This is a genomic window from Microbacterium sp. SORGH_AS_1204, assembly GCF_030818935.1.
Taxonomy (GTDB): domain Bacteria; phylum Actinomycetota; class Actinomycetes; order Actinomycetales; family Microbacteriaceae; genus Microbacterium.
In genome coordinates this window covers 2,311,795-2,324,974 of sequence record NZ_JAUTBD010000001.1, presented here as the reverse complement: position 1 = coordinate 2,324,974, position 13,180 = coordinate 2,311,795, and the positions used below count along the sequence as shown (strand labels likewise).

Annotated in this window: 11 protein-coding genes; all 11 read left to right on the top strand. The window is 71.6% G+C overall.

The features are described from left to right. Positions 1–6 precede the first annotated feature (6 nt). The 11 genes from pheS to QE410_RS10660 all read left to right on the top strand — a co-directional run bounded on the left by pheS (position 7) and on the right by QE410_RS10660 (position 13,095). Positions 7–1,047: a phenylalanine--tRNA ligase subunit alpha gene (gene pheS, locus QE410_RS10710; protein ID WP_307331577.1), complete on the top strand. Its 1,041-nt coding sequence runs from the start codon at positions 7–9 to the stop codon at positions 1,045–1,047. Beyond that, entirely contained in the window at positions 1,047–3,557 is a 2,511-nt protein-coding gene (pheT, locus tag QE410_RS10705; RefSeq protein WP_307331573.1) for a phenylalanine--tRNA ligase subunit beta, read from the top strand. The genes pheS and pheT overlap by 1 nt, the downstream gene beginning before the upstream one ends. 292 nt (positions 3,558–3,849) lie before the next feature. Beyond that, positions 3,850–4,899, top strand: a complete 1,050-nt coding sequence (gene argC, locus QE410_RS10700; protein WP_307331569.1) for an N-acetyl-gamma-glutamyl-phosphate reductase — start codon at positions 3,850–3,852, stop codon at positions 4,897–4,899. Then, a complete protein-coding gene (argJ, locus tag QE410_RS10695; RefSeq protein WP_307331566.1) occupies positions 4,896–6,053 on the top strand; it encodes a bifunctional glutamate N-acetyltransferase/amino-acid acetyltransferase ArgJ in 1,158 nt (385 codons plus the stop codon). The genes argC and argJ overlap by 4 nt, the downstream gene beginning before the upstream one ends. Continuing rightward, entirely contained in the window at positions 6,050–6,952 is a 903-nt protein-coding gene (gene argB / locus QE410_RS10690) for an acetylglutamate kinase (protein WP_307331563.1), read from the top strand. The genes argJ and argB overlap by 4 nt, the downstream gene beginning before the upstream one ends. Then, positions 6,949–8,196, top strand: coding sequence for an acetylornithine transaminase (locus QE410_RS10685; RefSeq protein WP_307331560.1), 1,248 nt, complete (start codon positions 6,949–6,951; stop codon positions 8,194–8,196). Before argB ends, QE410_RS10685 begins: the two co-directional genes overlap by 4 nt. Next, positions 8,193–9,116, top strand: a complete 924-nt coding sequence (gene argF / locus QE410_RS10680) for an ornithine carbamoyltransferase (RefSeq protein ID WP_307331557.1) — start codon at positions 8,193–8,195, stop codon at positions 9,114–9,116. The genes QE410_RS10685 and argF overlap by 4 nt, the downstream gene beginning before the upstream one ends. Continuing rightward, the gene (locus tag QE410_RS10675; protein ID WP_307331553.1) at positions 9,095–10,249 is read left to right on the top strand and encodes a heparan-alpha-glucosaminide N-acetyltransferase domain-containing protein; all 1,155 of its coding nucleotides are present in this window, start codon (positions 9,095–9,097) and stop codon (positions 10,247–10,249) included. The genes argF and QE410_RS10675 overlap by 22 nt, the downstream gene beginning before the upstream one ends. Before the next feature lie 9 nt (positions 10,250–10,258). Then, the gene (argH, locus tag QE410_RS10670) at positions 10,259–11,689 is read left to right on the top strand and encodes an argininosuccinate lyase (protein ID WP_307331550.1); all 1,431 of its coding nucleotides are present in this window, start codon (positions 10,259–10,261) and stop codon (positions 11,687–11,689) included. A 51-nt stretch (positions 11,690–11,740) separates the two neighbouring features. Further along, positions 11,741–12,388, top strand: a complete 648-nt coding sequence (locus QE410_RS10665; protein WP_307331547.1) for a SatD family protein — start codon at positions 11,741–11,743, stop codon at positions 12,386–12,388. Beyond that, positions 12,385–13,095, top strand: a complete 711-nt coding sequence (locus QE410_RS10660; RefSeq protein ID WP_307331544.1) for a hypothetical protein — start codon at positions 12,385–12,387, stop codon at positions 13,093–13,095. Before QE410_RS10665 ends, QE410_RS10660 begins: the two co-directional genes overlap by 4 nt. Positions 13,096–13,180: the final 85 nt, after the last annotated feature.

Here is a 13,180-nt window from a genome sequence, read left to right as displayed (position 1 = left end):
CATCTCGTGTCCGACGCACCCGAGATCACCCCCGAGGCCGTCGCCGGCGCGGTCGATGAGGCGCTTGCCGCCATCGCCGCCGCCGCGACCACGGCCGAGCTGAAAGCCGCCCGTTCCGCGCACACCGGTGAGCAGTCCGCCCTCGCGCGGCTGAACGCCCAGATGCGCCACGTCGCCCCCGACCAGAAGGCCGCGTTCGGCAAGCTCGTCGGCCAGGCCCGCGGCCAGGTCAACCAGGCGCTCGCCGCCCGCGAGAGAGAGCTCGCCGAAGCCGAGACGGCCGCGCAGCTCGAGGCCGAACGCATCGACGTCACGGCGCTCCCGCAGCGCGCGCGGGTGGGTGCACGGCATCCGATCTCGCTCCTGCAGGAGCAGGTCTCCGACATCTTCGTCGGCATGGGGTGGGAGATCGCCGAGGGCCCCGAGCTCGAGCACGAGTGGTTCAACTTCGACGCGCTGAACTTCGACGTCGATCACCCCGCGCGTCAGATGCAGGACACGTTCTTCGTCGACCCGGTCGCCCGTCACCTCGTGCTGCGCACGCACACGAGCCCCGTGCAGGTGCGCTCCATGCTCGAGCGCGACCTGCCGATCTACGTGCTGTGCCCGGGCCGTGTCTACCGCACCGACGAGTTCGACGCGACGCATCTGCCGGTGTTCACGCAGTTCGAGGGCCTCGTCGTCGACAAGGGCATCACCATGGCCCACCTCAAGGGAACCCTCGACCACGCCGCGCGCGTGCTGTTCGGACCCGAGGCCAAGACGCGTTTCCGCGCCAACTTCTTCCCGTTCACCGAGCCGAGCGCCGAGCTCGACCTGTGGCATCCCACCTTCAAGGGCGGGGCGCGCTGGATCGAGTGGGGCGGCTGCGGCATGGTGAACCCCAACGTCCTGCGGGCCGCCGGCATCGACCCCGAGGAGTACTCGGGCTTCGCCTTCGGCATGGGCATCGAGCGCACGCTCATGTTCCGCAGCGACGTGCAAGACATGCGCGACATGGCCGAGGGCGATGTCCGTTTCAGTGAGCAGTTCGGAATGGTGGTCTGATGCGCGTCCCGCTCTCTTGGCTGCGCGAGTACGTCGACGTGCCCGTCGAGGCCACGCCGGAAGACGTCCTCGCGGCGCTGGTGTCCGTCGGCTTCGAAGAAGAAGACGTGCACCGCTTCGAGCTGTCCGGCCCCATCGTCGTCGGCGAAGTGAAGAAGTTCACCCCCGAGCCCCAGTCGAACGGCAAGACCATCCGGTGGTGCCAGGTCGACGTCGGCGACGAGCACGGGGGAGTGCGCGGCATTGTCTGCGGCGCCGGCAACTTCTTCGCCGGCGACAAGGTCGTGGTGACCCTCCCCGGCTCCGTGCTGCCCGGGCCGTTCCCGATCGCGGCGCGCAAGACCTACGGGCACGTCTCCGACGGCATGATCGCCTCCGCGAAGGAACTGGGTCTCGGCAGCGAGCACTCCGGCATCCTGCGTCTGGTCGACCTCGGGATCGACGCGCCCGTCGGAACGGATGCCATCGCGCTGCTGGGTCTCGACGACCTCGCCGTCGAGATCAACGTCACGCCCGACCGCGGCTACGCCCTGTCGCTGCGCGGCGTGGCGCGCGAGTACTCGCACGCCACCGGCGCCGACTACCGCGACCCGGGTGCGGGCCACGACGACGCCGTGTCACGCACGCCCGCGGGCTTCCCGATCACGGTCGACGACCGGGCGCCCATCCGCGGTCGCAACGGCGCCACCGAGTTCGTGGCGCGCATCGTCCGCGACGTCGACCCCTCGCGCCCGACCCCGCCGTGGATGATCACGCGCCTGTCGCTGGCGGGCATCCGCTCGCTCGGCGTGCTCATCGACATCACCAACTACGTGATGCTCGAGCTGGGCCAGCCGATCCACGGTTACGACCTCGATCGCCTGCAGGGCGGTATCACGGTGCGTCGTGCCGAGCAGGGCGAGAAGCTCGAGACGCTCGACGGTCAGGTGCGGACGCTGAACGCCGAAGACCTGCTGATCACCGACGAGTCGGGGCCGATCGGCCTCGCCGGCGTCATGGGCGGCGGCCCCACCGAGATGAGCGACGCGACCCGCAACGTGCTCATCGAGGCGGCGACGTTCGACCAGGTCTCGATCGCGCGCACCGCGCGTCGGCACAAGCTGCCGTCCGAGGCCTCCCGCCGCTTCGAGCGCGGTGTCGACCCGCTCGTCCCCTATGTGGCCGCCGAGCGCGTGGCGTCGCTGATGGTGGAGCTGGCCGGCGGCACGCTCGACACCGAGCTGGGCGGCTCGCTGGGCTCGACCTACCGCCGCGAAGCGATCACGCTCCCCGCCGGCTTCGTGTCGGGCCTGATCGGCGTCGACTACACCGACGACGAGACCGTGTCGGCGCTGCAGCTCATCGGCTGCACGGTCGAGCAGCGCGACGGCGGCTGGGCCGTGACCGCGCCGTCGTGGCGCCCCGACCTCACCGACAAGTGGACCCTGGCCGAAGAGGTCGCGCGCATCGAGGGCTACGACCGCATTCCGTCGGTGCTGCCGACCCCGCCGTCGGGTCGCGGCCTCACCGCCGCGCAGCAGGGGCGTCGTCGCGTGTCGAACGCCCTGGCCGCCGCGGGTTTCGTCGAGACGCCGTCGTTCCCGTTCACGACCGAGGAGCAGAACGCCCTGCACGGTTCGCCGTCGGGTGACACGCTGCCCAGCGTCAAGCTCGCGAACCCCCTCGACGGTCTCGCGCCGTTCCTGCGACGCTCGCTCGTGCCGGCGCTTCTGCAGGTGGCGCACCGCAACGTCTCGCGCGGCATCGTCGACCTCGCGCTGTTCGAGGTCGGAACCGTGTTCCTGCCCAAGCCCGGCGTGCAGTACGGCACCGCGTCGGTGCCGCCGCTGGCGGTGCGTCCGGATGCCGCGACGCTCGCGGCTCTCGATGCCTCGATCCCGCCGCAGCGGCGGCACGTCGCCGTGCTGCTCACCGGACACACCGTGCCGAAGCAGCCCGGGCAGGCGGCGATCGCGGCCGACCTCGCGGACGCCGTCGACGCCGTGCGCGTGCTGGCTGCGGCTGCCGGTCTCGACATCGAGCTCGTGCAGGCGCAGCGCGCCGCCCTGCACCCGGGGCGCACGGCGCGCGTGCTCGCCGGAGGGGCCGACATCGGCTACGTCGGCGAACTGCTGCCCGCCGTCTCGGCGGCCGCCGACCTGCCGGGTCGTGTGCTCGTGGCCGAGCTCGACCTCGACGCGATGCTCGAGCTCGCCCAGGCGCGCGTGGTCGCGGCATCCCTCTCCGGGTTCCCCGCCGCCACGCAGGATGTCTCGCTGACCCTGCCCGTCGAGGTGTCGGCGGGTGCCGTGCGGGCGGCGCTGCTGGAGGGTGGCGCACCGCTGCTCGAAGGTGCCCGCCTGGTCGACGACTACCGCGGGCCGGGCCTCGCCGAGGGCGCGAAGAGTCTGACGTTCGCGCTGCGGTTCCGCGCCGACGACCGCACGCTCACCGCGGCCGAGGCCACCGAGGCGAAGCTCGCCGGTGTCGCCGTCGCCGCCGACCGTTTCGGCGCGGCGATCCGCGACTGAGCTCTCTCCACGCCGAAGCGCCGCACGGTCCGCCGCGCGGCGCTTCGGCGTTGAGCCACCCGGAAGCGAACGGGTCGATTTGCCCGTCTGCCCGCGGGGCCGCTACCCTCGCCACATGTCGTCGAACACCGTGCGCACCGAGGAGCTCTTCGTGAGCACCGGTGGCGAGCGTCGACGTCGGGTCACGCGCCGACTCTCGGCGACCTCGTAAACCCGCCGACGGTCGGGCATGCGGGCGTCGCCGCCCCGGTTCACGCTGATACAGCACAGTCCCGACTCCTAAGGTAGAAACATGACCCTCTCGGTCGCCGTCTCCGGCGCTTCCGGCTACGCGGGCGGCGAGATCCTGCGCCTGCTCGCCGCCCACCCCGATGTCGAGGTCCGCACGGTCACCGCGCACTCCAGCGCCGGCCAGCCCCTCGTCGCCCATCAGCCGCACCTGCGTTCGCTCGCGCACCTCGAGTTGCAGGCCACCACGCCCGAGGTGCTCGCCGGGCACGACGTGGTCTTCCTCGCCCTCCCGCACGGACAGTCGGCGCAATACACCGATGCCCTGGCCGACACCCCGCTCGTCATCGATGCCGGCGCCGACCACCGGCTCACCTCGCCCGACGACTGGGCGGCCTTCTACGGCGGGGAGCACCCCGAGCCGTGGGCGTACGGCGTACCCGAACTCAGCGTCGACGGCGTCAAGCAGCGCGAGCACCTTCGCGGCGCGACGCGCATCGCCGCACCGGGATGCAACGCCTCCACCGTCGCGCTGTCGCTCGCCCCGGGTGTCGCCGCCGGCGTGATCGACGCGGGCGACATCGTGTCGGTGCTCGCCGTCGGCCCGAGCGGTGCCGGCAAGGCGGCCAAGACCAACCTCCTGGCCAGCGAGATCCTCGGCACCGCGAACCCGTATGCCGTCGGCGGCACACATCGCCACATTCCCGAGATCCGGCAGGCCCTGGCCGCCGCGGGGGCACCGGCCGATGGCATCCGCATCTCTTTCACTCCCGTGCTCGTGCCGATGGCGCGCGGCATCCTCGCCACCTCGACCGCCCCGATCCAGGGCGACGCGACGGATGCCGAGATCCGCGCCGCGTGGGAGACCGCCTACGCCGACGAGCCGTTCGTCGAGCTGCTGCCCGCGGGCGTCTTCCCGCGCACGGCCGACGTGCTGGGCGCGAACATCGCCTCGCTCGGTCTCGCGATCGACCGGGCCGCGAACCGCGTCATCGTCGTCGCCGCGGTCGACAACCTCGTCAAGGGCACCGCCGGAGCCGCGGTGCAGTCCATGAACATCGCGCTGGGTCTCGCCGAGACCACCGCCCTCCCCGTGAACGGAGTCGCCCCGTGAGTGTGACCGCCCCCGCCGGATTCGAAGCGGCCGGAGTCGCCGTCGGACTGAAGTCGACCGGCGCGCGTGACGTCGCCCTCGTCGTCAACCGCGGCCCCCTCAAGGTGGGCGCCGCCGTTTTCACGTCCAACCGTGCGAAGGCCAATCCGATCCTGTGGTCGGAGCAGGTCGTGAAAGACGGTGTCGTGGAGGCCGTGGTGCTGAACTCGGGCGGTGCGAACTGCTTCACCGGGTCGTTCGGATTCCAGACCACGCATCAGACCGCCGAACGAGCCGCCGAGCTCCTCGGCGTCGGGGCGGGCGACGTCGTCGTGTGCTCGACGGGGCTCATCGGCACCGGTGACGAGGAGTTCCGCGCCAAGGTGCTCCAGGGCGTCGAGGAGGGCGTGGCTGCACTGTCCGCCGACGGCGGCGAGAACGCGTCGCTCGCCATCATGACCACCGACTCCCAGCCCAAGCGCGCCGTCCACGTCGGCGACGGCTGGTCGATCGGCGGCATGGCCAAGGGTGCGGGCATGCTCGCACCGGGCTTGGCCACGATGCTCGTCGTGATCACCACCGACGTCGTTCTCGACACGGCGGAGGCGGATGCCGCGCTCCGCGCCGCCACGCGCGTGAGCTTCGACCGGCTGGATTCCGACGGCTGCATGTCGACCAACGACCAGGTCACGCTGATGGCGAGCGGGGCCAGTGGCATCCACCTTCCGGCCGACGAGTTCGCCGCGGCCCTCACTGCCGTGTGCGACGACCTCGCCGCGCAGCTGCAGGGCGACGCCGAGGGCGCGAGCCACGACATCACCATCCGGGTCGTCAACGCCGCGAGCGAGGACGACGCCGTCGAGGTGGGCCGCTCGATCGCGCGGAACAACCTGTTCAAGGCCGCGATCTTCGGTAATGACGCGAACTGGGGCCGCGTACTCGCCGCCATCGGCACGACCGACGCGGCGTTCGACCCGTACGACGTGGACGTCTGGATGAACGGCGTGCGCGTATGCACGGCCGGCGGCCCCGACCGCCCCCGAGAAGACGTCGACCTCACGCCGCGCGCGACCGACCTCGTCGTCGACCTGCGCGTCGGCGAGGCATCGGCCACCATCCGCACGAACGACCTCACGCACGAGTACGTCCACGAGAACAGCGCCTACTCCTCATGACACACGTCGACCTCCAAGACACCGATCCGGCCGAAGCCAGCGAACGGGCGATCACCCTCGTCGAGTCGCTGCCGTGGGTGCGCAAGTATCGCGACCAGGTCGTGGTGGTGAAGTACGGCGGCAACGCGATGGTCAGCGATGAGCTGCAGGACGCATTCGCCGCCGACATCGCCTACCTGCGCTACGTCGGGGTCAAGCCCGTCGTGGTGCACGGCGGCGGTCCCCAGATCTCGTCGATGCTCAACCGGCTCGAGATCCCCAGCGAGTTCCGCGGCGGCTACCGGGTCACCTCGACCGAGGCGATCGGCGTCGTGCGCATGGTGCTCACCGGCCAGATCAACCCACAGCTCGTGGCGAAGGTCAACGCGCACGGGCCGCTCGCCACGGGCCTCAGCGGGGAGGATGCCGGCCTGTTCGGCGGGCGCCGTCGCGGCGTCGTCGTCGACGGGGTCGAGCACGACCTCGGCCGAGTGGGCGATGTCGTCACCGTCGACCCGCAGCCTGTGCTCGACCACCTCGCCGCGGGACGCGTGCCGATCGTCTCGAGCATCGCGCCCGACCTCGACCACCCCGGCACGTCGTTGAACGTGAACGCGGATGCCGCCGCCGCGGCGCTGGCCGTTGCGCTGAACGCCAAGAAGCTCGTCGTGCTGACCGACGTGCCCGGGCTCTACGCGGACTGGCCGAACCGTGACTCGCTCGTGTCGCACCTCACCTCCACGGAACTGCGCGGCATGCTCCCGAAGCTGGAGTCGGGAATGATCCCGAAGATGCAGGCCTGCCTCGACGCGGTCGAGGGGGGCGTGCCGACGGCCGCCATCATCGACGGACGCGTACCGCACTCGGTGCTCGTCGAACTGTTCACCAGCAAGGGAATCGGAACGGAGGTGGTCGCGTGAACGCGGACACGACTCAGAAACCCACGACGACGCGCGCCCCGTGGCAGGAGGACGCCGGTCGCGACCTCGTGCGCAGCTTCGGCGACCGCATGGCGCTGTTCGTGCGCGGGCAGGGTGCCTACGTCTGGGACGGCGACGACAAGAAGTACCTCGACTTCCTCGCCGGCATCGCCGTCAACGCCCTCGGTCACGCCCACCCGGTCTTCGTCGAGGCGCTGACCGCGCAGGCGTCGACGCTGTCGCACGTGTCGAACTACTTCGCCACCCCGCCGCAGCTCGCGATGGCCGCGCGCCTCAAGCGTCTCGCGGGCACGGGGGAGTCGGGCCGGGTGTACTTCGGCAATTCCGGCGCCGAGGCGAACGAGGCCGCGTTGAAGCTCGCGCGGCTGCACGGGCGCGGCACCGACCGCACCCGCGTCCTGACGCTGAAGGGCGGCTTCCACGGCCGCACGATGGGCGCGCTGGCCCTCACCGGCAAGCCCGCACTCCAGGCCGACTTCCTGCCGATGGTCCCGGGTGTCGAGCACATCGACGCCACGATCGAGGCGCTCGAAGCCGCGATGGACGAGCGCGTCGCCGCCCTGCTCGTCGAGCCCATCCAGGGTGAGGCCGGCGTGGTCGAACTGCCCGAGGGCTACCTGCAGGCCGCGCGCGAGGTCACCGCGCGACACGGCGCGCTGCTGATCGTCGACGAGATCCAGACCGGCGCGGGCCGCACCGGCGCCTGGTTCGGGTTCCAGCACGCCGGCATCACGCCTGACGCGATCACCGTGGCCAAGGGCATCGGCGGCGGCTTCCCCATCGGGGCACTCATCACCTTCGGGGCCGCGAGCGACCTGTTCTTCCCCGGAACCCACGGCTCGACCTTCGGCGGCAACGCCTTGGGCACCGCCGTCGGTGGCGCGGTGCTGCAGGAGATCGAATCGGCGGGCCTCGTCGAGAACGCCGCCCGTCGCGAGGCGCAGCTGCGCGAGGGCATCGCCGCGCTGGGATCGCCGCTGGTCGGCGGCGTCCGCGGCCGCGGCCTGCTGCTGGGCATCGGTCTCACGAGCCCCGTCGCCAAGGCCGTCGTTGCCGCAGCGCAAGAGCACGGCTTGATCGTCAACGCCGCGAACGACGACAGTATCCGCATCGCCCCGCCCTTGACGATCGGGGATGCCGAGGTGGCCGACTTCCTCGCGCTCTTCGGCGCCGCGCTCGCCACCGTCTCCGATGCCCTGATCCTCGAAGGAGCCCCCGCGTGACCCGCCACCTGCTGCGTGACGACGACCTGACCCCGGCCGAACAGGCCGAGATCCTCGACCTCGCGATCGAGCTGAAGAAGGACCGCTGGGCGCAGAAGCCGCTCGAGGGGCCTCAGACGGTCGCGGTGATCTTCGACAAGTCGTCCACTCGCACGCGTGTGTCGTTCGCGGTCGGGATCGCCGACCTCGGCGGATCGCCCCTGATCATCTCGACCGCCAACAGCCAGCTCGGCGGTAAAGAGACGCCCTCCGACACCGCGCGCGTGCTCGAGCGCCAGGTGGCCGCGATCGTGTGGCGCACGTACGCGCAGGCGGGCCTCGAAGAGATGGCGCGCGGCACCCGCGTGCCGGTCGTCAACGCGCTCAGCGACGACTTCCACCCCTGCCAGCTGCTCGCCGATCTTCTCACCATCCGCGAGCACAAGGGCGAGCTGAAGGGGCTGACGCTGTCGTTCTTCGGCGACGGCCAGAGCAACATGGCCCACTCCTACGTGCTCGCCGGCGTCACCGCCGGCATGCACGTGCGTGTCGCCGCCCCCGCCGACTATGCGCCCCGCGCCGACGTGATCGCGGATGCCGAGCGCATCGCCGCCTCCACCGGCGGATCGATCACCCTGACCGCCGACCCCGAGGCCGCGGCATCCGGAGCCGACGTCGTGGTCACCGACACCTGGGTGTCGATGGGCAAGGAAGAGGAGAAGATCGCACGCATCCGCGATCTGGGCGGATTCAAGGTCACCACCGACCTCATGACCCGCGCGGCCTCCGACGCCATCTTCATCCACTGCCTGCCCGCCGACCGCGGATACGAGGTGGACGCCGAGGTGATCGACGGGCCGCAGAGCGTGGTGTGGGACGAGGCCGAGAACCGACTCCACGCCCAGAAGGCGCTGCTGGTGTGGCTGCTGCGTCAGCAGTGACCTCCTCGCCGATCGGTCGGGCCTGGGCACGTTTCGACGGCCCGGGCCGACTGGTCGGCATCGATCTCGCGCGCGGTCTCGCCGTGCTCGGGATGCTGGCCGCGCACCTGCTCGACACCGAACGCCGTCTCACCATCGACCCCGAGACCTGGGTCACGCTGGTGAACGGCCGATCGTCGATCCTGTTCGCCACTCTCGCGGGCGTCTCGATTGCCCTGGTGACGGGAGGACCCCGGCCGCTTGCGCCGGAGCGTCGTCCTCGCGCTGCGGCGCGCCTGGCGCTGCGCGGGGCGCTGCTGTGGGTGATCGGAATGCTGCTGGTGGCCACCGGCGTGCCGGTCTACGTCATCCTGCCCGCCTACGCGCTGCTGTTCGTGCTGGCCCTGCCGTTCCTCGGGATGCGGCCGCGGGGGCTGTTCGCGACCGCGGGGGCGCTGGCGCTGGTGATGCCGTGGCTCCAGCCCGTGCTCGACGCCGCCCCCCTGTGGGCCGGGCGGGCGGGCGCGGAGATCGACGCGGCGCTCGGCTGGCATTACCCCTTCACCGTCTGGATCGCGTATCTGCTGGCGGGGATGGGCGTTGGACGGCTCGATCTGCGGCGGGTGGAGGTGCAGGGCGCTCTCGTCATGGCGGGCGGGGCACTGATGCTGTTCGGCTATGGCGCGGCCCTCTTCACGGCGCCGGTCGCGGCCGGCAATCGCTACCTGGCGGCCGTGCTGACGGCGGAGGATCACTCGCAGGGGCTGTGGGAGGTGATCGGCTCGGGCGGGTTCGCTCTCGTGGTGATCGGCGTGTGCCTGCTGCTGTGCCGCACCCCGCTGCGGTGGCCGGCCGTGCCGCTGCGGGCGGTGGGCTCGATGCCGCTCACGGCGTACGTGCTGCAGCTCGTGGTGTGGGCGATCGTCGCGCTCGCCCTGCTCGGCGACACGGGCGACCTCTTCGGCATCCGGGAGGCGGGGCTGTTCGTGCCCCTCACCGTGGGCCTCGTCATCGGGTGCACGGCTTGGGCGCTCACCCTCGGACGCGGGCCGCTCGAGTGGGTGATCGACGCGGTGGTGCGTCTCGTCGTCGGGCGCGACCGGGATGCCGATAGCCCGGCTCCTGGCTCCGGCGGTGTCGGCGGCCCTCGGTAGGCTGGGAGCATGAGTCACGAGAACGGTCAGACGACGAACGAGGGCGCCCTGTGGGGGGCCCGTTTCTCGGGTGGACCGTCTCCCGAACTGGCGGCGCTGAGCCGTTCGACCCACTTCGACTGGGACCTCGCGCTCTACGACATCGCCGGTTCGCACGCGCACGCCGCCGCCCTCGAGGCCGCGGGCTATCTCACCGCCGACGAAGCGCGGATCATGCACGACGGCCTCGACGAGCTCGCCGCGCGCGTGCGCGACGGGTCGCTCGTCGCGGCTCCCGGCGACGAAGACGTGCACGGCGCCCTCGAGCGGGTGCTCATCGAGACCGTGGGCGCCGCCGTCGGCGGCAAGCTCCGCGCCGGCCGCAGCCGCAACGACCAGATCGCCACCCTCGTGCGGCTGTATCTGCTCGATCACGCCCGCACCATCACGCGCGAGGTGCTGCGCCTCGTCGACGCGCTCGTGGCCCAGGCCGAGGCGCACGAGGGCGCCATCATGCCCGGGCGCACCCACCTGCAGCACGCGCAGCCGGTGCTGCTCGCTCACCATCTGCAGGCTTACGGCTGGGCGTTCACACGCGGCATCGAACGCCTGCGCGACTGGTCGGCGCGCGCATTGGTCTCGCCCTACGGCGGCGGCGCCCTGGCCGGGGCCACCCTCGGGCTCGACCCGCAGCTCGTGGCCGACGAGCTGGGTCTCGCTCGTCCCGCCGAGAACTCCCTCGACGGCACCGCCTCGCGCGACGTGGTCGCCGAGTTCGCGTTCATCACCGCGATGATCGGCGTCGACCTGTCGCGTCTGTCCGAAGACATCATCCTGTGGAACACGCGCGAGTTCGGCTTCGTCACCCTCGACGATGCGTACTCGACCGGGTCGAGCATCATGCCGCAGAAGAAGAACCCCGACATCGCCGAGCTCGCACGCGGCAAGGCGGGGCGCCTCATCGGCAACCTGTCGGGACTGCTCGCGACCCTCAAGGGCCTGCCGCTGGCGTACAACCGCGACCTGCAAGAAGACAAGGAGCCCGTCTTCGACTCCGTGCGCACCCTCGAGCTCGTGCTCCCGGCCTTCTCGGGAATGATCGCGACCCTGCGTTTCCACACCGACCGCATGGCAGAGCTCGCCCCGGAGGGGTTCTCGCTCGCCACCGATGTCGCCGAATGGCTCGTGCGTCAGGGGGTCGCCTTCCGCGACGCCCACGAGATCTCGGGCGCCCTGGTGCGGGCGTGCGAGGAGCGCGAGATCGGCCTCGAAGACGCCGACGACGCCCTGCTGGCGTCCGTGTCGCCGTCGCTGACTCCCGCCGTACGCGAGGTGCTCACGATCGAGGGTTCGGTCGCCAGCCGCACGGGCGCGGGCGGCACGGCCCCGGACCGCGTGCGCGAGCAGCGAGAAGAACTCGTGGCGCGTGCGCAGGCGGCGGCGCGTACCCTCATCGCGTAGGTATCAGTCTTTTGCTTATCACGCGGAGAAAATAAGTGATAAGCTTATGTCATGACCGTCGCGGTGATCGCCGACATCGTCGCTTCCCGGCGGCTCGACGATCGCGCCGCCGCCCAGCGGCAGATCGCACGGGTCATCGAGCACGTCCAGACCGACCTGCCGGTGGCGCGCCGACCGCTCACCGCGACCGTCGGTGACGAACTGCAGGGGGAGTACGCACGCCTCGACGATGCGCTCGCCTCCCTCCTGCTGGTGCGTCTCGCCCTGCCCGACGACATCGACTGCCGCTTCGGGGTGGGCGTGGGCGAGGTGCGTCCCATCGCCCTCGACGACCGCACCGTGCCCGAGGGGCCGGCGTGGTGGGCGGCGCGCCAGGCCGTCGAGACCGTCGAGCGGATGCAGCAGCGCGCCGCGCCGTTCGCGCGCACGTGGATCACCGCCGCCGAGGGGGAGGATGCCGCCATGGTCGATACCGTCACCATCGCCACGGCGTACGCCCTCGCGCGCGATCAGCTCGTCTCGGCGATGAGCGAGCGCACGCGGCGTCTGACCGGCGGGCGGTGCCTCGGGCGTTCGCAGCGCGATCTCGCGGAGGGCGAGGGCATCAGCCAGTCGGCGGTGTCGCAGGCGCTCGCCTCCGCCGGATCGGCCGCGATCGTCGAGGGCTTCGCCGTGCTGACGAGGGGAGCGCGCGCATGATCGCGGCGGGCCTGCTGCTGCTCGCCGTGGGCGCGGTCGATCTGCTGCGTCAGATGATCCGCGCGCGACGCGGAGTGGCTTTCGCGGTCGCCGGCGTTCTGCTCGTCGTCGTGGCGGCGGGTCTCGACGCCGTCGTCGCCGGTGCGCTCGCCGTCGCCGTCGCCGCGATCTGGACGTGGGTGGTCCCCGAGCAGGGACCCGCCCGTGCGGGGCTGTGGCCGGTCGCGCTACTGGCGCTCGCCGCCGCGGCGTGCGTCGTGGTCGCTCCCGGGCGGGCGCGCCCCGGCATCCTGGGTGAGCTGTGGGCGTCGTATCGACCGGGCGAGACCGTGTCGGCCGATGTGGTGGTGCTCGTGATCGGGTGCCTGGTCTTCCTGCTCGAATCGGGCAACGCCGTGGTGCGCATCGCGCTGCGCTCCGAGATGGGCGCCCGCGAGACGCCCGACGAGGCCGCAGCGCCGACGCTGAAGGGTGGCCGGCTCATCGGACCGCTGGAGCGCATCCTCGTCTTCGCGCTCACGCTGGCAGGCGCCTACACCCTCATCGCGGCCGTGCTGGCGGCCAAGGGCATCGTGCGCTTTCCCGAGATCTCGCGCGACGGCGACGGCGGCGACCGCGCGGAGTACTTCCTCATCGGCAGCCTCGTGAGCTGGGTGGCCGCTCTCGCGGCGGCGTTCCTGGTGTCGTGGGGCATCGCCCCCGGCTGACGCGGCACGCTCGGCCCCGCGGCACGGGTCGCATCCTCACGGCAGCCGGGCGGGTGGCATCCGGAGCCCGAAAGTCCCGCTGATA

Bases quoted from the DNA above. Each gene is read 5' to 3' on its own strand.
- QE410_RS10660 (WP_307331544.1), top strand. From the start codon at position 12,385: ATGATCGCGGCGGGCCTGCTGCTGCTCGCCGTGGGCGCGGTCGATCTG.
- argH (WP_307331550.1), top strand. From the start codon at position 10,259: ATGAGTCACGAGAACGGTCAGACGACGAACGAGGGCGCCCTGTGGGGG.
- pheT (WP_307331573.1), top strand. From the start codon at position 1,047: ATGCGCGTCCCGCTCTCTTGGCTGCGCGAGTACGTCGACGTGCCCGTC.
- argB (WP_307331563.1), top strand. From the start codon at position 6,050: ATGACACACGTCGACCTCCAAGACACCGATCCGGCCGAAGCCAGCGAA.
- argC (WP_307331569.1), top strand. From the start codon at position 3,850: ATGACCCTCTCGGTCGCCGTCTCCGGCGCTTCCGGCTACGCGGGCGGC.
- QE410_RS10665 (WP_307331547.1), top strand. From the start codon at position 11,741: ATGACCGTCGCGGTGATCGCCGACATCGTCGCTTCCCGGCGGCTCGAC.